Source organism: Bacillus sp. A1, from assembly GCF_042296235.1.
GTDB lineage: Bacteria > Bacillota > Bacilli > Bacillales > Bacillaceae > Bacillus > Bacillus velezensis.
Window position 1 is genome coordinate 757,141 of the sequence record NZ_CP141181.1, and the last position, 20,523, is coordinate 777,663.

At 52.2% G+C, this 20,523-nt stretch carries 13 protein-coding genes; 9 read left to right on the top strand and 4 right to left on the bottom strand.

Features of this window, described 5'->3' with window-relative positions:
* The first annotated feature begins 1 nt into the window (after window position 1).
* Window positions 2-1,186, top strand: coding sequence for an MFS transporter (locus tag U2H13_RS03915; RefSeq protein WP_007408959.1), 1,185 nt, complete (start codon window positions 2-4; stop codon window positions 1,184-1,186).
* A gap of 43 nt (window positions 1,187-1,229) precedes the next feature.
* On the opposite strand, the gene U2H13_RS03920 is transcribed toward U2H13_RS03915, so the two are convergent.
* Window positions 1,230-2,786, bottom strand: coding sequence for an ABC-F family ATP-binding cassette domain-containing protein (locus U2H13_RS03920; RefSeq protein ID WP_012117051.1), 1,557 nt, complete (start codon window positions 2,784-2,786; stop codon window positions 1,230-1,232).
* Between the two features lie 171 nt (window positions 2,787-2,957).
* On the opposite strand from U2H13_RS03920, the gene U2H13_RS03925 reads away from it, so the two are divergent.
* Both U2H13_RS03925 and U2H13_RS03930 read left to right on the top strand, forming a co-directional pair.
* Window positions 2,958-4,088, top strand: a complete 1,131-nt coding sequence (locus U2H13_RS03925; protein WP_021495144.1) for a DEAD/DEAH box helicase — start codon at window positions 2,958-2,960, stop codon at window positions 4,086-4,088.
* A gap of 73 nt (window positions 4,089-4,161) precedes the next feature.
* Window positions 4,162-4,608 carry a GNAT family N-acetyltransferase gene (locus U2H13_RS03930; protein WP_121984624.1) on the top strand — a complete coding sequence of 149 codons (447 nt, stop codon included), beginning with the start codon at window positions 4,162-4,164 and terminating at the stop codon, window positions 4,606-4,608.
* A 50-nt stretch (window positions 4,609-4,658) separates the two neighbouring features.
* Here the strand turns inward: U2H13_RS03930 and U2H13_RS03935 are convergent, their stop codons facing one another.
* Window positions 4,659-5,678: an NADP-dependent oxidoreductase gene (locus tag U2H13_RS03935; RefSeq protein WP_121984625.1), complete on the bottom strand. Its 1,020-nt coding sequence runs from the start codon at window positions 5,676-5,678 to the stop codon at window positions 4,659-4,661.
* Window positions 5,679-5,805: 127 nt separating this feature from the next.
* On the bottom strand, window positions 5,806-6,156 hold the full coding sequence (locus U2H13_RS03940; RefSeq protein WP_050569580.1) for a DUF3212 family protein: 351 nt from the start codon (window positions 6,154-6,156) through the stop codon (window positions 5,806-5,808).
* A 191-nt stretch (window positions 6,157-6,347) separates the two neighbouring features.
* Here U2H13_RS03940 and U2H13_RS03945 point away from each other — a divergent pair, with 191 nt between their 5' ends.
* The 5 genes from U2H13_RS03945 to U2H13_RS03965 all read left to right on the top strand — a co-directional run bounded on the left by U2H13_RS03945 (window position 6,348) and on the right by U2H13_RS03965 (window position 17,465).
* Complete coding sequence (locus tag U2H13_RS03945) at window positions 6,348-6,695, top strand: general stress protein (RefSeq protein ID WP_003155650.1); 348 nt, start codon at window positions 6,348-6,350, stop codon at window positions 6,693-6,695.
* 163 nt (window positions 6,696-6,858) lie between these two features.
* The gene (locus tag U2H13_RS03950; protein ID WP_376700679.1) at window positions 6,859-8,124 is read left to right on the top strand and encodes a polysaccharide lyase family 1 protein; all 1,266 of its coding nucleotides are present in this window, start codon (window positions 6,859-6,861) and stop codon (window positions 8,122-8,124) included.
* 124 nt (window positions 8,125-8,248) lie between these two features.
* Window positions 8,249-9,685 carry an anion permease gene (locus tag U2H13_RS03955; RefSeq protein ID WP_121984626.1) on the top strand — a complete coding sequence of 479 codons (1,437 nt, stop codon included), beginning with the start codon at window positions 8,249-8,251 and terminating at the stop codon, window positions 9,683-9,685.
* Window positions 9,686-9,791: 106 nt separating this feature from the next.
* The gene (locus U2H13_RS03960; RefSeq protein ID WP_376700680.1) at window positions 9,792-10,517 is read left to right on the top strand and encodes a hypothetical protein; all 726 of its coding nucleotides are present in this window, start codon (window positions 9,792-9,794) and stop codon (window positions 10,515-10,517) included.
* Window positions 10,518-10,631: 114 nt separating this feature from the next.
* On the top strand, window positions 10,632-17,465 hold the full coding sequence (locus U2H13_RS03965) for an NTTRR-F1 domain (protein WP_376700681.1): 6,834 nt from the start codon (window positions 10,632-10,634) through the stop codon (window positions 17,463-17,465).
* A 51-nt stretch (window positions 17,466-17,516) separates the two neighbouring features.
* Here the strand turns inward: U2H13_RS03965 and U2H13_RS03970 are convergent, their stop codons facing one another.
* Complete coding sequence (locus tag U2H13_RS03970; RefSeq protein ID WP_376700682.1) at window positions 17,517-17,858, bottom strand: hypothetical protein; 342 nt, start codon at window positions 17,856-17,858, stop codon at window positions 17,517-17,519.
* Between the two features lie 414 nt (window positions 17,859-18,272).
* Between U2H13_RS03970 and U2H13_RS03975 the strand changes: the two genes are divergently transcribed.
* Window positions 18,273-20,351 carry an exosporium glycoprotein BclB-related protein gene (locus U2H13_RS03975; RefSeq protein WP_376700683.1) on the top strand — a complete coding sequence of 693 codons (2,079 nt, stop codon included), beginning with the start codon at window positions 18,273-18,275 and terminating at the stop codon, window positions 20,349-20,351.
* Window positions 20,352-20,523 lie beyond the last annotated feature (172 nt).

Consider the following 20,523-nt stretch of genomic DNA (forward strand, 5'->3'; position numbering starts at 1 on the left):
AATGGATACATCATCACAACAGAAAACAGGCTTATTCAGCCAGCCGAAAGCCGTTTGGGCGGTTGCGTTTGCCTGTGTGATTTCCTTTATGGGAATCGGTCTTGTCGATCCGATTCTTCCGGCGATCGCCGCACAATTACATGCTTCACCTAGTGAAGTATCTCTGCTATTTACAAGTTATTTGCTCGTTACCGGTTTTATGATGTTTTTCTCCGGCGCGATTTCAAGCCGGATCGGCGCAAAATGGACGCTGCTTCTCGGACTTATTTTTATCATCGTGTTTGCCGCTCTCGGCGGAAGCTCAAGTTCAATCGCTCAGCTTGTCGGCTATCGCGGCGGCTGGGGGCTTGGGAATGCTCTCTTTATTTCAACCGCGCTTGCCGTCATTGTCGGGGTATCTGTCGGCGGCAGCGCCAAAGCCATTATTTTGTATGAGGCTGCGCTCGGCTTGGGGATTTCCGTCGGGCCGCTTGCCGGCGGAGAGCTTGGCAGCATTTCATGGCGCGCTCCGTTCTTCGGAGTGTCTGTCCTCATGTTCATAGCGCTTTGCGCGATTTCACTCATGCTGCCGAAGCTGCCGAAACCGGCGAAACGCGTCGGTGTGTTTGATGCGATGAAGGCGCTCAAATATAAAGGCCTTTTGACAATGGCAGTATCTGCATTCTTATACAACTTTGGATTTTTTATTTTGCTTGCTTATTCTCCGTTCGTGCTGGATTTAGATGAACACGGCCTTGGATACGTCTTCTTCGGCTGGGGGTTATTGCTGGCAATTACGTCAGTCTTTACGGCGCCGCTCGTGCACAAAGCGCTGGGAACAGTGGGTTCGCTCGTCGTTCTCTTTATCGCCTTTGCGGTCATTCTCATCGTCATGGGGATCTGGACTGACCATCAGACGTTGATCATTACGTGTATCGTTGTCGCCGGTGCTGTTCTCGGTATGGTGAATACGATCATGACAACCGCTGTAATGGGTTCTGCACCGGTTGAACGTTCAATCGCGTCTTCAGCCTACAGCTCAGTCCGTTTTATCGGCGGTGCGCTCGCTCCGTGGATTGCGGGAATGCTGTCAGAACACTTCACCGCAAGCACACCATATACAGTAGGCGGGATCGTCGTTTTTGTCGGCATGCTTGTCCTTCTCATGGGACGCAAACATCTCGCCGGAATAAAAGCCGGACATTAAGAAAAAAAGGAACTTCCGCACAGGCGGGAGTTCCTTTTTGTGTTTACAGCACTTTCGTCGTCCAAGATTCACAATTCCATGTTTCCGTCGCGATATCCATGTAGAACTCGGGTTCGTGGGAAATCAGCAGAATGGAGCCTTTGTATTCTTTCAGCGCGCGTTTCAGCTCTTCTTTCGCATCGACATCCAGGTGGTTTGTCGGTTCGTCAAGCACGAGCAGGTTTGTTTCTGAATTGATCAGCTTGCACAGTCTGACCTTCGCTTTTTCTCCTCCGCTGAGAACGGAGACGCGGCTTTCAATGTGTTTGGTCGTCAGGCCGCATTTGGCGAGGGCGGCGCGGATTTCGTACTGGGTAAAGGAAGGAAATTCGCTCCACACTTCTTCGATGCACGTATTGTTATTGGTTTCTTTCACTTCCTGCTCGAAATAGCCCGTGTATTGATGCTCGCCCCGTTCCACCGTGCCTTCCAGCGGCTGGATTTCACCGAGCAGGCTTTTTAACAGCGTCGTTTTCCCGATGCCGTTTGCGCCGTACAGGGCGACTTTCTGTCCGCGCTCCATTCTGAGATTGAGCGGGCGTGACAGCGGAGTATCGTAGCCGATGACTAAGTCCTTCGTTTCAAAAATGAGCTTGCCTGACGTTCTCGCAGGCTTGAAATGGAATTCCGGTTTCGGTTTTTCAGCCGCCAGTTCGATCATATCCATCTTATCAAGCTTTTTCTGGCGGGACATCGCCATATTTCTCGTGCTGACGCGCGCTTTGTTGCGGGCGACGAAATCTTTCAGCTCAGCCACTTCCTGCTGCTGTTTTTTATAGGCGGCTTCGAGCTGCTGTTTTTTCACTTCGTATACTTCCATGAATTGATGATAATCACCGACATAACGCGTCAGCTCCTGGTTTTCCACATGATAAATCAAATTGATCACGCTGTTTAAAAACGGAATGTCGTGAGAAATTAAGATGAACGCATTTTCATATTCCTGCAAATAGCGTTTCAGCCATTCAATATGCTGTTCATCAAGGTAGTTGGTCGGTTCGTCCAACAGAAGGATTTCCGGCTTTTCCAAAAGCAGTTTGGCGAGCAGCACTTTCGTCCGCTGTCCGCCGCTTAAATCAGTGACGTCGCGGTCAAGGCCGACATCCTGCAGGCCGAGGCCGCGGGCGATTTCTTCAACTTTGCTGTCAATCACGTAGAAATCATTGTTTGTCAGGGCGTCTTGAATGACACCGACATCTTCAAGCAGCTGCTCAAGCTCATCAGGGTCCGCTTCGCCCATTTTGTTGTAAATCTCATTCATTTCCTCTTCCATTGCAAATAAGTAATGGAACGCATCTTTCAGCACGTCGCGGATCGTTTTTCCTTTTTCAAGCACGGTATGCTGATCGAGGTAGCCGACGCGCACGTTTTTCGCCCATTCAACCTTACCCTCATCAGGCTCAAGCTTTCCGGTAATAATATTCATAAACGTTGATTTACCTTCGCCGTTTGCTCCGATTAAGCCGACGTGTTCCCCTTTTAAAAGACGGAACGATACATTGTTAAAAAGCGCACGGTCACCAAAGCCGTGGCTTAAATCTTTTACGGATAAAATACTCATCATTACACCTCTATCGTTATCAGACACGCTTTATTCATCATGTGTCTTTCTCATTTATGATTATAAAGGAGGAGACCGTTTGTTAAAAGGCTTGGAAGGAAAAAGAAAATTGCGTTTGGCGCGTGCATTTGAGATACTATGGAGTAGATTTTAAGAATTGAGGAGAACGACATGACCCAAACATGGCCATTTTTACAGCATACACAACCATTTATCGCCGAAAACTGGGAGGCCTCAGGTTTTCAGGAGCCGACCGTCATTCAGGAAAAAGCCGCTCAGGTGATCATGGAAGGGAAAGACGTCATCGCCGAATCCCCGACGGGAACGGGAAAAACATTGGCGTACACGCTTCCGGTTCTGGAGCGGATCAACCCGGAACAGAAACATCCGCAAGTGATCATTTTAGCGCCGTCCCGCGAGCTGGTGATGCAGATTTTCCAAGTGATTCAGGAGTGGAAAAAAGGCTCCGACCTTCGCGCCTTGTCTTTGATCGGCGGAGCAAACGTGAAAAAGCAGGTGGAAAAGCTCAAAAATAAACCGCATATCATTGCGGGCACACCGGGCAGGGTGCTCGAATTGATTCAGGCGAAAAAGCTGAAAATGCATGAAGTCAAGACGATCGTTCTTGATGAAGCGGATCAGCTCGTGACACAGGAACACCGCGAAACGATGAAAAAAATCATTAAAACGACGCTGAAAGACCGACAGCTTTTAAGCTTTTCCGCTACGCTGCAGCCGGAAACAGAACAGGTGCTGAATACCATCGCACACGAACCGGCCGTTTTGAAAGTGGAGCGGAATACGGCGGAAAAAGCACGGGTCACGCATCAATATCTCGTCTGCGATCAGCGGGATAAAGTAAAGCTATTGCAAAAGCTGTCACGGCTGAACGGCATGCAGGCGCTCGTGTTCGTCAGAGATATCGGAAATTTAAGCGTCTATGCGGAAAAACTCGCCTATCACCATGTGGATCTCGGCATCCTGCACGGAGAAGCGAAAAAAATGGAGCGGGCAAAGATATTATCAGCGTTTGAACGGGGAGAATTTCCGCTGCTTCTGGCGACTGACATTGCGGCGCGCGGACTCGATATCGATGATCTTCCGTACGTCATTCACGCGGACATCCCGAATGAAGACGGATATATCCACAGATCCGGCCGGACGGGGCGGGCCGGTAAAGAAGGAACCGTACTCAGCCTTGTCACGCCGATGGAAGAATCCAAATTGAAAAAAATGGCCAAATCACTCGGAATTGAGCTGAAAGAGGCGGTTTATTCAGGCGGAAAATTATCTGAGAAATAAGAAACGGAGGGCGGGAAGCCCTTCTTTTTTTATTGTAAAATAATAGAAAAGGTTCGGGCGGGGGAGTGGGAAGATGGGTTCAATAGACCGATTTCAAATATTGAAGGAACGTGAGCTGAAAATACTTGAACACTGGTTTAAGAACGATAACATCAGACGGAGAATGGATGCGCTGCTGCCATTAGACGCGTGGTATGCACGATTGAATAAAGATGAAGACGATACTGTGATTATGGCATATGACGGGCAGCTTCCGGCAGGAATGGTCTCTATAGAGTTTGTGGAGGAACGGGCGTATATCGGATTGATCGTCAATCCTTTGTACCAGCTTCAAGGGTACGGAAAACAGATTTTGCAAAAACTGCTGACTGACCCTGGGTTTACCGGCGTGCGGGAATGGGCGGCAAGCATCGAAATAGACAATCAAATCAGTTTAGCCTGCTTTCAAGCAGCGGGATTCACTTTGGAAGATACGGAGCCTGATGAAGACGGCTTTCTGACTTTGATTCTTCGCGGCTGATGCGAAAAAGCAAAAGGAGGGGACAAAGCCCTCCTTTTTTCATCATCATGTTAACTTAGATCACTGACTTTGATGATCTGTTTGCCTTTGTTTTCTCCTTTAAACAGGCCGAGAAAGGCGTCTGGAATATGGCTGAATCCTTCCGTAATCGTTTCTTCATAATGAAGCTTCCCGTCCTTGAGCCATTCGGCCAATTGTTTCGCGCCTTCGGAAAAGCGGTCAGCATAATCACCGACGATGAATCCCTGCATCAGCGCTTTTGTTTTGATCAGCTTCGGCTGTACGCGGGGGCCCATGTCTTCCTCTTCACTTTCGGTATTATATGAAGAGATCGCTCCGCATACCGGAATGCGGGCGAATTCATTCAGCAGGTTTATCACCGCATCTGAAATCGGTCCGCCGACATTGTCAAAATAGACATCGACGCCGTCGGGACATGCCTGTTCCAGCGCTTTTTGAATATCATCCGCCGTTTTGTAATTAATGGCTTCATCAAATTGAAGCTCCTCTTTCAAATACGCGATTTTTTCATCAGATCCGGCGATGCCGACAACCCGCGCGCCTTTGATTTTGGCAATCTGTCCGACTGTTGAGCCGACGGCGCCCGCCGCGCCTGAAACGACGACGGTTTCGCCTTTTTTCGGACGGCCGATGTCGAGCAGCCCGAAGTAAGCGGTCAGTCCGGTCATCCCTAAAATGCCGAGATACGCCTGGGCGGGTGCGATATCCGTATCCAACTTGCGGAGGGCGGACTCATTGACGGCTGAATATTCCTGCCACGCGAGATTTCCGATCACAACATCTCCTTTTTTCAGCTGATCGCCGTCTGTCAGAACCTCGGCAATCACTCCGCCTGTTATGGCTTCATCTAAAGCGAACGGCTCTACATATGATTTTGTATCCTGCATCCGTCCGCGCATGTACGGATCAACGGACACATAACTCGTTTTTACAAGCACTTCGCCGTCTTTCGGTTCGGGCACGGCAATCGTTTCAAAGCGGAAATCGTCATGGGCGGGAACGCCTTTGGGGCGTCTTGCCAATTGAATTTGCTGCTGATTATTCGGCATACTGAATCCTCCTTCAAGATAAGTGGTTGTTCCAAATGTAACACGAACCATTTCCCGATTACAAAATCAAACCATCAGCGGTCATAAAAAAAGAAGGGCCAGGGCCCTTCTTTCCTTATATGCATATTTAATAGAATAACCGGTACACATCGGTGTTTTTCTCATGTTCCAAATATTCATAGGCATTCGTTTTTGAGGAATGAAGCATGTCAGCGGTAATCACGGGCTGAAGCGCGGTCAGATAAGAACCCAGCCTATTTTCAATTTCTGTCGGCAGAACGGATTCGATATCACCGATATTGATAATGATAGAGAAAACGAAATCGATATTAATATGAAAAGTATCTTCAGCAAAGGCCGTAAGCTCTTTTATTCCATCCGGGCAGCGGGTATGCCGGCGGAATACCTGCTTCACTAAATCACTGACAACCCAAGCGTTAAATCGCTGTTCCGGTGAAAAGTAATGAATAGGAACCACCTCCCTGCTTAATCGGCTCATGAAGATTTTTACTTTTCTGATAAAAGTAGCTTTCCCTACTGTAACATGTCCCGCCAGAAAATATCCACCGACAATCTGCCCGTTTTTTCACGGAACTCTCTTTCTTTTGTTTGACCTTTGGTTGAGCGGGTAAACATCCAATATACAAAAACAAAAGGGAGGACTTATCAATGAAACCGGTAGTAAGAGAATATACAAATGATCAAAAACTGATGCAGGACGTAAAAGAGCTTCAGCAATTGGGTGTCGCAAAAGAAGACGTATATGTGCTTTCTCATGATGACGACAGAACGGACCGCCTGGCAGATAATACTGATGTCAATACCATCGGAGCGAAAGAAACGGGCATTAAACACGCAGTCGGCAATATGTTTAATAAAAAAGGCGACGAGCTCCGCAACAAAATTCACGAAATCGGCTTTTCAGAAGAGGAAGCATCACAATTTGAAAAGCGCTTAGATGAAGGAAAAGTTCTTCTGTTTGTCACGGATAACGAAAAAGTGAAATCATGGGCGTAAGCTGAACAGATCCCAAGGGGGTTTCGGTCCCTTGGGATTTTTTTGCGGTTTCCGCAATAAAACCGAAAGGCACATTCTGTACATTTTCGGTGCTGTTTCTCAACTGATTTGATACAATTCAATTGTAATAAATTGGAATACGGAATCAGGAGGAGCACAATTCATGAAAAAAATGTTACTTATGCTGGCGATTTGTTTATGTATGATCCCTGCGGACGTCTATGCCGCTGATCTGGGACGGCAGACGTTAGGAACAAATGACGGCTGGGGAGCCGCTTCCGGCGGGACAACCGGCGGCGCGAAAGCCTCTTCATCGAATGTATACACCGTATCAAACAGACAGCAGCTCGTTTCTGCATTAGGGGGAAGCGCCAACAGCACACCGAAGATTATTTACATACAAGGCACAATCAATATGAATACGGACGACCGCAATAAAACGCTCGGCTTTAATGATTATAAAGATCCGGCATATGATCTCAACGCCTATCTGAAGGCGTACGACCCGGACAAATGGGGAAAAAAAGCGCCGTCAGGCACCCAGGAAGACGCCAGACAGCGATCGCAAAAAAACCAGAAGGCACGGGTCGTGGTTGACATTCCTTCAAATACGACGATCATCGGCTCGGGTTCAAATGCCAAAGTGACAGGCGGAAGTTTTAATATAAAGAACGGCGTCGACAATGTCATCATCCGCAACATTGAATTTCAAGACGCTTACGACTATTTTCCGCAATGGGACCCGACGGACGGCAGCAGCGGCAACTGGAACTCGGAATATGACAATATCACCATTAACGGCGCGACGCATATCTGGATCGATCATTGCACCTTTAATGACGGATCGAATCCCGACAGCGGTTTTCCCTACTATTACGGAAGAAAATATCAGCATCATGACGGCCAGACGGATATAGCCAACGGGGCGAATTATATTACATTGTCCTATAATAAATATCATGACCATGACAAAGGCTCCGTCATCGGAAACAGCGACAGCAAGACGTCGGATGAAGGAAAACTGAAGGTGACCCTTCACCATAACTATTACCAGAACATCGTCCAGCGCGCACCGCGGGTCCGGTACGGGCAGGTTCATATTTATAATAATTTTTACGCAGGCTCTAAAAGCGCCGCATACCCGTTCAGCTATGCGTGGGGCGCGGGCCACGCGTCAAAAATATATGCCCAGAATAATGTCTTTGAAGTGCCGGGACTGGCTGCTGATAAAGTCATCAGCGTCTTCAGCGGCGGAAAAGCGCTTCATGAAGACGGCACTCTTTTAAACGGCGCCTCCATCAACGCGTCAGCCGCCAACGGATTAAGTCAGTCCGTCGGCTGGACACCATCATTGCACGGTTCCATCGGCTCATCATCAAATGTAAAATCAGATGTTATATCTAAAGCCGGGTCGGGTATATTAAAATAATAAACAAGAAGCACAAAGGAAAATATTCCTTTGTGTTTTTTAATTAACAAAAACGTTTATTAACTTAGTTAAGTAGTAAAATGGGATAGGGGATGGAAGACAACAAAATAGGAGGAGACCTGTAATGGCTTCAGAAAAAGACGCAAAAAAACAGCAGGCAGTAAAAATCATTCCTTTGCTTATTACTGTTGCTGTGGGATTAATCATTTGGTTTATTCCCGCGCCGTCCGGACTTGAACCTAAAGCATGGCATTTGTTCGCTATTTTTGTCGCAACAATTATCGGCTTTATCTCCAAGCCCTTGCCAATGGGCGCAATTGCAATTTTTGCATTGGCAGTCACCGCGTTAACGGGAACGCTATCTATTGAAAATACGTTAAGCGGATTTGGAAACAAGACAATCTGGCTGATTGTCATCGCCTTTTTTATTTCCCGGGGATTTATCAAAACCGGGCTCGGCGCCAGGATTTCTTACGTATTCGTACAACGGTTCGGGAAGAAAACACTCGGCCTTTCTTATTCACTGCTTTTCAGTGATTTAATTTTATCACCTGCCATTCCGAGCAACACGGCACGGGCGGGCGGCATTATTTTTCCTATTATCAGATCATTATCCGAAACTTTCGGATCAACGCCGGCAGACGGAACAGAGCGGAAAATCGGCGCTTTCTTATTAAAAACCGGTTTTCAAGGAAACTTAATTACGTCTGCGATGTTTTTGACGGCAATGGCGGCGAACCCGCTGATCGCCAAGCTGGCCCACGATGTCGCAGGGGTGGACATCACATGGACAGGCTGGGCAATCGCGGCCATTGTACCGGGATTGGCGAGCTTAATCATTACGCCGCTGGTCATTTATAAGCTGTATCCGCCGGAAATTAAAGAAACACCGGACGCGGCTAAAATCGCAACGGAAAAATTGAAAGAAATGGGTCCGTTTAAAAAATCCGAACTCTCCATGGTTATCGTCTTTTTATTGGTGCTTGCGCTGTGGATTTTCGGAGGAAGCTTAAATATCGACGCAACGACGACGGCCCTGATCGGATTATCCGTTTTGCTTTTGTCACAGGTATTAACATGGGAGGACATCAAAAAAGAACAAGGTGCATGGGATACGCTGACTTGGTTCGCGGCGCTTGTGATGCTGGCGAATTTCCTGAATGAGCTCGGCATGGTGTCTTGGTTCAGCAATATGATGAAATCATCTGTTTCCGGTTTTTCATGGATTGTGGCATTTATGATTCTGATTGTCGTGTATTATTACACGCATTACTTCTTTGCGAGCGCAACCGCGCATATCAGCGCCATGTATGCGGCATTTCTCGCCGTCATCGTGGCGGCAGGCGCTCCGCCGCTGTTGGCGGCGCTCAGCCTGGCGTTTTTCAGCAACCTTTTCGGTTCGACGACGCATTACGGATCAGGAGCGGCTCCGGTCTTTTTCGGAGCGGGTTATATATCGCAAAGCAAATGGTGGTCCATCGGCTTTATCCTGTCAATCGTCCATATTGTGACATGGCTTGTGATCGGCGGATTATGGTGGAAAGTATTAGGGTTATGGTAGAAGAAAAAAGGCAGACTCAGGTCTGCCTTTTTTTATTTCTGTAAGGAATGGGAAGGGCCTGCACATGATGACTTCAGTGCGAATAGAATATTGCCGGGGTGATAATATGAGCAGCGGCCGTAATCAATACATGATATTGAAACAGAAACCTTACAAATATATGAGCAGACATATGAAACGCCGGTATGAACAATTACCATGTGAACTTGAAAGTCCGGAAACAGGGACGGAAAAACGGTTTCCGTCTTCAGATGAAAATCGATCTGCCTTGTGCGTACCCGGGCTGCGAGGTCCGGAAGGCAAAAGAGGACCCGCCGGCTCCCGCGGTCCGCAAGGGGAGGCGGGTCCGCCCGGTCCCCCGGGGCCTGAGGGTCCGCCCGGTCCCCCGGGGCCTGAGGGGCCGCCGGGAGCGGTTCCTGCGGTAGCTTTTCAAAATACAGCAGACCTAATGACGCTTCCGTTAGAAGGAACACCGATAAACGTGTTAAGCACAGTGATAGCTGCGCCGACAGATCAATTGGTGAAAACGGATGCCGTCATACAAGTAAATGTGGAATTAGATCCGCTTGCGTCTCATTTCTCATTGGTCTTAGCTGTCGAGCTGCAAAGAAATGGCGTAACGATACAAACACAGAGACAAGAGAGGAACCTCTTTTCTTCAGGCGGACAAATCATAGGAATTCCTTTTACGTACATCGACGAAATGAAGGCGGATGAAACAGCCGCGTATCAGCTCTATTTATCCGTCCTTTCTTCGAACTACGTAACACAAGTCGCAGCGGCAAACCGCTCCCTCATTGCGACGGGATTCCCCATTCAAGGATCGGATTAAGGTGATGAAAAGAAATCACCTTTTTTATTTAGGTTGTCAAAACACAGCCCGTATTAATATGCTGTCTTAATAAGTAAGACGGTCAACAACGGGAAGGAGAGGGAAAAAGATTGAATGAATAATCCGATTATAAACGGGAGCTTTGAAACCGGCACATTAGCGGGCTGGAGCTCGGCAAATACCCAGATTAACAGTTTGTTTGCACATTCAGGGAGATATTCTGCGCAATTTATTGGAGCTCAGCCATATGCTTACCTCAGTCAAATCGTTCCCATTTCAGCCAAGTCAGTGACTCTATTCGTATCACTCGCAACGCTCGGAAATGAGCCAAGTCCCCAAGTCACTCTCCAGATCATCTATGTCAGCGCAGCAGGTGAACAAATCAGTTCCATTCAAGAAAATATCACACCCGGAAATTTGCCGAACGTGCTCTTTCACACATGGTCTGAAATCTATAAAACAAGCAGTGTGCCTTCTGGCGCGGCCTCTGCCGTCATTGTATTAAGTAAAGTTTCTTCCGGAACGGTTTTAATAGATGACGTTTCATTGGCGCCAACCGGGGGTGAACCTGGCGTAACAGGAATTACAGGTCCCACTGGAGTGACGGGCCCCACTGGAGTGACGGGCCCCACAGGAGTGACCGGAGCAAGAGGAGCGACCGGAGTAACTGGTGCAACGGGAGCAACTGGTTCAACCGGGGCAAGAGGAGCGACCGGAGTAACGGGTCCAACTGGCGCGACTGGCTCAACAGGAGCAACCGGTGCAACTGGATCGACTGGGGTAACTGGTGTAACCGGATCAACAGGCTCAACTGGTTCAACGGGAGTGACAGGTTCAACCGGAGCAACTGGCGCGACTGGCTCAACGGGCTCAACTGGAGTAACAGGAGCAACAGGTCCAACAGGGTCAACCGGCCCGACAGGCTCAAAGGGAGAAACCGGCCCAACGGGGATAACAGGAGCGACTGGCGCAACAGGAGTAACCGGTGCAACGGGAGTGACTGGGTCAACAGGAATAACCGGACCGACTGGCTCAACGGGAGAAACCGGTTCAACCGGAGCAACGGGTGCATCCGGGGCGACCGGCGCAACGGGAATAACTGGAGAAACCGGAGCAACAGGATCGACTGGGGTAACTGGTGTAACCGGATTAACAGGCTCGACCGGAATAACAGGGGCAACTGGTCCAACAGGGTCAACTGGTTTAACGGGAGTGACTGGTTCAACCGGAGAAACCGGCCCAACTGGGGTCACGGGCTCAATTGGTGTAACAGGTCCAACTGGATCGACTGGCGCAACCGGAGCGATCGGTGTAACTGGTGTAACAGGTCCAACTGGATCGACTGGTGCAACAGGAGTAACAGGCACAACCGGAGAAACCGGTGTAACAGGGCCAACAGGAGAAACAGGCTCGACCGGGGCAACCGGAGCAACTGGTGCAACCGGGCTAACTGGAATAACAGGCGCGACGGGCCCAACCGGTGTAACAGGAGAAACCGGGGCGACGGGGATAACCGGATCGACAGGACCAACTGGTTCAACCGGTTCAACAGGAGTGACTGGGGCAACGGGGATAACCGGATCGACAGGAGCAACAGGAGTAACAGGCACAACCGGAGAAACTGGTGTAACAGGGCCAACAGGAGCAACAGGCTCGACCGGGGATACCGGAGCTACTGGAGCAACCGGAACCACGGGTTCAACCGGAATGACTGGAGTAACCGGCTCAACCGGTTCGACTGGTGTAACCGGTGCAACTGGAGAAACTGGCCCAACCGGCGCAACAGGGGCAACGGGGGTAACTGGAGAAACCGGCCCAACGGGAGAGGCCGGTCCAACCGGATCAACAGGCTCAACCGGAATAACAGGAGCAACAGGACCGACAGGAGCAACCGGAGAAACTGGCTCGACCGGGGATACTGGAGCTACTGGAGAAACCGGCCCAGCAGGAGCAACGGGATCAACAGGATCAACAGGAGCAACCGGAACCACGGGCTCAACTGGAGTAACAGGGGCGACTGGAGAAACCGGCCTAACCGGAGTAACGGGTCCAACTGGTGTAACGGGCTCAACCGGTGTAACAGGGTCAACAGGAGAAACCGGAGCGACCGGTGTAACAGGGTCAACAGGAATAACCGGAGCAACAGGTTCAATCGGAGAAACCGGCCCAACCGGTGTAACGGGAGTGACTGGGTCAACGGGGATAACAGGAGCGACTGGTGCCACAGGAGTAACCGGCTCAACCGGAGAAACTGGCCCAACCGGGGGAACAGGTTCAACTGGTTCAACTGGAGCAACGGGACCAACCGGAGTGACTGGAGCAACAGGAGTCACCGGGGCGACGGGGATAACCGGATCTACCGGTCCAACGGGAGTAACAGGAGCAACGGGATCAACCGGTCCAACCGGGCCAACAGGGTCGACAGGTTCAACTGGAGTTACTGGTGCAGCAGGATCAACTGGACCCACGGGAGAGATCGGTCCAACTGGATCGCCAGGCTCAACCGGAGAAACCGGTGCAACGGGAGTGACTGGAGCAACAGGTGTAACTGGCTCAACAGGCCCAACAGGGTCAACAGGATCAACCGGCCCAACTGGGGTCACGGGCTTAACTGGAGCAACAGGTGCAACCGGATCAACAGGAGCAACAGGGATTACTGGCTCAACCGGAGAAACCGGTGCAACAGGTGTAACTGGTTCAACAGGAGAAACTGGAGCGACGGGAGTAACCGGATCGACTGGAGAATCCGGCCCAACCGGCTCGACTGGTGTAACAGGCCCAACTGGTTCAACCGGAGAAACCGGGGCGACGGGAGTAACCGGCTCAACCGGAGAAACCGGATCAACCGGTGCAACGGGATCGACAGGAGCGACTGGGGTAACTGGGACAACAGGAGTAACTGGGGCGACAGGCTCAACCGGCCCAACCGGTGAAACGGGTGTAACGGGAGTAACAGGAGCGACCGGAGTAACTGGGGTAACGGGTGTAACGGGAGAAACCGGTCCAACCGGATCTACAGGCTCAACCGGAATAACAGGGGCAACGGGATCGACAGGCTCAACCGGCCCAACAGGGGCAATGGGTGTAACTGGAGAAATCGGCGCAACTGGAGAGACCGGTCCAACTGGATCTACAGGCTCAACCGGAGCAACTGGTGTGACTGGCCCGATTGGGGTCACGGGAGCGACAGGAGAAACCGGGGCGACGGGGATAACCGGCTCAATCGGAGTAACAGGTGCAACGGGAGTGACTGGTGCAACGGGAGTGACTGGAGCAACAGGTGTAACTGGCTCAACAGGCCCAACTGGTATAACCGGATCAACCGGCCCAACCGGAGAAACGGGGGTAACAGGCGCGACGGGCCCAACCGGTGTGACTGGACCAACAGGGGTTACTGGCTCAACAGGAGAAACCGGCGCAACGGGCCCAACAGGAGTAACAGGCCCAATCGGTCCAACGGGTGTGACTGGAGCAACGGGAGTAACTGGGGCGACCGGAGAAACCGGCCCAACCGGAATCACGGGTCCAACCGGCCCAACAGGTGTAACAGGAGAAACCGGAGCAACGGGATCGACAGGCCCAACCGGCCCAACCGGCCCAACCGGTGTAACTGGGTCAACAGGAATAACCGGACCGACTGGCTCAACGGGAGAAACCGGTTCAACCGGAGCAACGGGTGCATCCGGGGCGACCGGCGCAACGGGAATAACTGGAGAAACCGGAGCAACAGGATCGACTGGGGTAACTGGTGTAACCGGATTAACAGGCTCGACCGGAATAACAGGGTCAACTGGTTTAACGGGAGTGACTGGTTCAACCGGAGAAACCGGCCCAACTGGGGTCACGGGCTCAACTGGTGTAACAGGTCCAACTGGATCGACTGGTGCAACAGGAGTAACAGGCACAACCGGAGAAACCGGTGTAACAGGGCCAACAGGAGAAACAGGCTCGACCGGGGCAACCGGAGCAACTGGTGCAACCGGGCTAACTGGAATAACAGGCGCGACGGGCCCAACCGGTGTGACTGGACCAACAGGGGTTACTGGCTCAACAGGAGAAACCGGAGCAACTGGAGCGACTGGCGCGACAGGAGCAACCGGCTCAACAGGTCCAACGGGTGTAACAGGAGCAACCGGGGCGACGGGGATAACCGGATCGACAGGACCAACTGGTTCAACCGGTTCAACAGGAGTGACTGGGGCAACGGGGATAACCGGATCGACAGGAGCAACAGGTGTAACTGGCTCAACAGGCCCAACTGGCTCAACCGGAACAACCGGGGCGACGGGAGTAACCGGATCAACAGGAGTAACAGGCTCAACCGGTGCAACGGGGGTAACAGGCGCGACAGGAGCAACCGGGGCAACTGGGGAGACTGGAGCAACGGGGATAACAGGAGCAACAGGACCGACAGGACCAACCGGAGAAACTGGCTCGACCGGGGCAACCGGAGCTACTGGAGTAACCGGCCCAGCAGGAGAAACGGGACCAACCGGGGCGACGGGAGTAACCGGATCAACAGGAGCAACAGGCCCAACCGGAGCAACGGGTTCAACCGGAGTAACAGGTGTAACGGGAGAAACTGGTGCAACGGGAGTAACTGGAGCAACCGGAGAAACAGGCTCGACCGGGGCAACCGGAGCTACTGGAGTAACCGGCCCAACAGGGGCAACGGGGGTAACTGGAGAGACCGGTCCAATCGGAGCAACGGGTTCAACCGGAGAAACTGGAGAGACTGGCTCAACAGGAGCAACCGGAATGACTGGAGTAACAGGAACAACCGGCTCGACTGGTGTAACAGGCCCAACAGGAGAAACTGGGGCAACCGGAGAAACTGGTCCAACTGGGATAACCGGCGCGACTGGCTCAACCGGAGTAACGGGCCCAACCGGCGCAACAGGGCCAACAGGAGAAACTGGAACCACGGGCTCAACCGGAGTAACAGGTTCAACGGGAGAAACGGGTCCAACCGGAATCATGGGTCCAACAGGAGAAACTGGGGCAACGGGAGAAACCGGCGCAACCGGTGTAACTGGAGAAACCGGCCCATCAGGGGCAACGGGGGTAACTGGAGAAATCGGCCCAACGGGAGAGACCGGTCCAACCGGAGTAACAGGATCGACTGGCATAACGGGTTCAACCGGCCCAACTGGTGTAACAGGTTCGACCGGAGCAACCGGCCCAACTGGAGTAACAGGTTCAACGGGAGAAACGGGTGCAACAGGACCGACAGGAGCAACCGGTCCAACTGGAGTTACTGGGTCAACCGGAGAAACTGGCTCGACCGGGGATACCGGAGCTACTGGAGCAACCGGAACCACGGGTTCAACCGGAATGACTGGAGAAACCGGCCCAACGGGAGAGACCGGTCCAACGGGATCGACAGGCCCAACTGGCTCAACCGGTGCAACTGGAGAAACTGGCTCAACCGGAGCAACCGGAGCGACTGGGGTAACGGGTATAACCGGAGCAACCGGAGCGACGGGTGCATCCGGGGCGACCGGCGCAACGGGAATAACTGGAGCAACCGGCCCAACTGGAGTAACAGGTTCAACGGGAGAAACGGGTCCAACCGGAGCAATCGGCTTGACCGGTGTAACAGGCCCAACAGGTGTAACAGGTTCAACGGGAGAAACGGGTCCAACCGGAGCAATCGGCTTGACCGGTGTAACAGGCCCAACAGGTGTAACAGGTTCGACCGGAGCAACCGGCCCAACGGGAGTAACAGGCCCAACCGGTCCAACGGGTGTGACTGGAGCAACGGGAGTAACTGGAGCGACAGGAGAAACCGGCCCAACCGGAATCACGGGTCCAACCGGAGTAACAGGAGCAACGGGAGAGACCGGTCCAACCGGAGTAACAGGAGCAACAGGATCGACTGGCATAACGGGTTCAACTGGCCCAACAGGTGTAACAGGTTCGACCGGAGCAACCGGCCCAACTGGAGTAACAGGTTCAACGGGAGAAACGGGTCCAACCGGAATCATGGGTCCAACAGGAGAAACTGGGGCAACGGGAGAAACCGGCGCAACCGGTGTAACTGGGTCAACAGGAATAACCGGAGCAACTGGAGTGACTGGAGCAACGGGGATAACAGGAGCAACAGGTGCAACCGGGCTAACTGGAATAACAGGCGCGACGGGCCCAACCGGTGTGACTGGACCAACAGGGGTTACTGGCCCAACAGGAGAAACTGGTGCAACGGGAGAAACCGGCGCAACCGGTGTAACAGGGTCAACAGGAATAACCGGAGCAACGGGATCGACAGGCTCAACCGGCCCAACAGGATCAACCGGATCAACAGGCTCAACCGGAATAACAGGAGCAACAGGTGCAACCGGAGCAACCGGAGTAACCGGAGTAACAGGTGCAACCGGCTCAACTGGAGTAACAGGAGCGACAGGTACAACAGGCCTAACGGGTCCAACAGGAGCAACAGGAGCAACCGGCACAACCGGCTTGACAGGCATAACCGGCCCGACTGGTGTAACCGGTGCAACCGGAGTAACCGGCCCGACTGGTGCAACCGGCGCCACAGGCAGTACACCGGCCTTGCTCTTCACAAGAACCAACGGGCCGCTTACTGTTTACCCGCCGTTAAATACAGAAGTTCCCGTTGCTACGCTGGCAATCCCAGTTAATGCTTTGCAGAATGTAAAGCTTGATTATGCCCTCAGTGTCGCGAAAACATCTGCAGCCAATTCAAACTTTGTTTTTGAGGTGAGATTATATAGGGGAACAGTACAAATTCATACAAGAACTCTGTCGCGAACTAATACTACCGCAGCTACGGAAAGTTTTTCGATTGCGGACACAACAGTGGATACTGCGCCGACCGCAGGAACAAACACGTACCAGCTAAGGATTATTTTAACAACTGCTAATAATTTAACGGCAGCAACTGCTCTCAATATCGATTTTAACAGCATAAGTTTCCCGACAACCTAATGATAACAGCAGACTGATATTTTAAAGATGAAAGACCTGACTTATGCACAGTTAGGTCTTTTTTTCTGTGAAAAAAGCTGTGCATGATGCAGCCTTAAAGACCATTTGAAAATTTGCCCAATAGAAGGGGTTTTGCCACACCTTTTTTCTTCGTGGAAATATTATGCAAATAGAGGTGGTGTAATGAGAAAAGGAGATACTTGGTATAACAGATACGACTCTTGGGATTACGACTGCCGGAATTGCAATGATTGTTGCTGTCATTTTCAACATAAAAGAAGAAATCAAAGGCGCAGTTATCAAAAACGGGCCCATTGCTGTGAAGAATTCTGTTGCAAAACCTCTTGCTGTCATGAAAGATGGTGTCCATGCTGTCATCCAAATCATTTTCATGTAAGAGGATTCACCGGAGCAACGGGGTGCACCGGAGCAACGGGGCTGACCGGAGCAACGGGGTTCACTGGAGCAACGGGGTTCACTGGAGCAACAGGGCTGACCGGAGCAACGGGGTTTACCGGAGCAACGGGGCTTACCGGAGCAACGGGCTCGACCGGGAATACCGGCGCGACTGGGGTAACCGGTGCCACGGGAGCCACCGGAGTCACTGGAGATCCTGGCGCCACGGGAGTAACGGGAGCCACCGGGGTAACAGGCGCTACCGGAGTAACAGGCGCTACCGGGATCACCGGAGTCACTGGAGTAACGGGATCAACTGGAGTAACCGGAGTAACAGGCGCTACCGGAGCAACAGGGCTGACTGGAGCCACTGGGATAACTGGAGCCACTGGGATCACCGGAGCTACCGGAGTGACTGGGGTAACCGGAGTGACCGGAGTGACCGGAGTAACAGGAGCCACCGGGGATACTGGAGTCACTGGGATAACTGGAGCCACTGGGATCACCGGAGCTACCGGAGTAACAGGCGCAACCGGGGATACTGGCGCTACCGGGATCACCGGAGTCACTGGAGTAACGGGATCAACTGGAGTAACCGGAGTAACAGGCGCTACCGGAGTAACAGGAGCCACCGGGGCTACTGGAGCAACTGGGATAACTGGAGCAACTGGGATCACCGGAGCTACCGGAGTAACTGGGGTAACCGGAGTAACTGGGGTAACCGGAGCGATTGGAGTAACGGGAGCCACCGGAGTAACAGGCGCCACCGGAGTAACAGGAGTAACGGGATCAACTGGAGTAACCGGGGTAACGGGAGTAACAGGAGCAACCGGGGTAACCGGAGTTACTGGAGTAACGGGCTTGACCGGAGCAACCGGGATCACCGGAGTCACTGGAGTAACCGGGGTAACGGGAGTAACAGGAGTAACAGGCGCCACCGGAGTAACAGGCGCCACCGGAGTAACAGGAGCAACCGGGGTAACGGGAGTAACCGGAGCAACAGGCGCCACCGGAGTAACAGGTGCTACCGGAGTAACAGGCGCCACCGGGATAACGGGAGCCACTGGGATCACCGGAGCTACTGGAGTAACGGGCTTGACCGGAGCAACCGGGATAACGGGAGTAACAGGAGCTACAGGAGCTACAGGATTAACGGGAGCAACCGGGGTAACAGGTGCTACCGGAGTAACGGGAGCAACCGGGATCACCGGAGCTACTGGAGTAACAGGCGCCACCGGGGTAACGGGAGTAACCGGAGCGACAGGAATAACGGGAGCAACCGGAGAAACAGGCGCCACCGGGATCACCGGAGTCACAGGAGTAACGGGATCAACTGGAGTAACCGGGGTAACGGGAGTAACAGGAGCAACCGGGGATACTGGAGCAACCGGAATAACAGGCGCCACCGGAGTAACAGGTGCTACTGGAGCAACCGGAATAACAGGCGCCACCGGAGTAACAGGTGCTACCGGAGTAACCGGGGATACTGGGATAACGGGAGCCACCGGAGTAACCGGGATCACCGGAGTAACGGGAGCAACTGGAGTAACCGGAGTAACAGGCGCCACCGGAGTAACAGGGGCTACCGGAGTAACGGGAGCAACTGGAGTAACCGGAGTAACAGGCGCCACCGGAGTAACAGGCGCCACCGGAGTAACGGGAGTAACCGGAGTAACGGGAGTAACCGGAGTAACGGGAGCAACTGGAGTAACCGGAGTAACAGGAGCGACAGGAATAACGGGAGCCACCGGAGTAACGGGAGTAACCGGAGTAACGGGAGCAACTGGAGTAACCGGAGTAACAGGCGCCACCGGAGTAACAGGGGCTACCGGAGTAACCGGGGATACTGGGATAACGGGAGCCACCGGAGTAACGGGAGCAACTGGAGTAACCGGAGTAACCGGAGTAACAGGCGCCACCGGAGTAACAGGCGCAACTGGGATCACCGGAGCCACTGGAATCACCGGAGCAGGCGCGATCATTCCTTATGCTTCAGGTCTTCCCACTGCCGTGACGACCATTGCCGGCGGATTAATCGGAACGGTGAGCCTTGTCGGGTTCGGCAATTCTGTGACGGGCGTCAATGTCGGAGGGGGAGGCGTAATTGATCTTACCGGGGCTGGAGGAACTCTGCTGAACTTTGCTTTTTCTGCTCCGAGAAGCGGAACCATTACATCAATTGCCGCCTATTTCAGTACAACCGCAGCACTGTCGCTTGTCGGCTCGACTGTTACGATAACCGCACAACTATACAGTTCTACTGTGCCGAACAATACGTTCACGCCGATCCCCGGAGCATCCGTCACTTTAGCTCCTCCCCTCACCGGCGTATTGTCAATCGGCAGCATCAGCAACGGAATCACGACAGGGCTGAACATTGCGGTAACTCCTCAAACCCGGCTGTTAATGGTATTCTCCGCCACTGCGACAGGCCTTTCGCTTATTAATACAGTGGCGGGATATGCAAGCGCGGGAGTTACAATTTCCTGATAGATTGCAGACTGACTTCGGTCAGTCTTTTTTATGTGTTATATCAATTGTGTAAAAGTAAATATATACCTATCATCACCTTTTTGGTAAGCCGCAAGAGAAAAAGATCACGAAAATTCTCAAAAATGAGAAATAAAGATTTAAAAAATGGTATGATTTTAGGAGGAAAGGA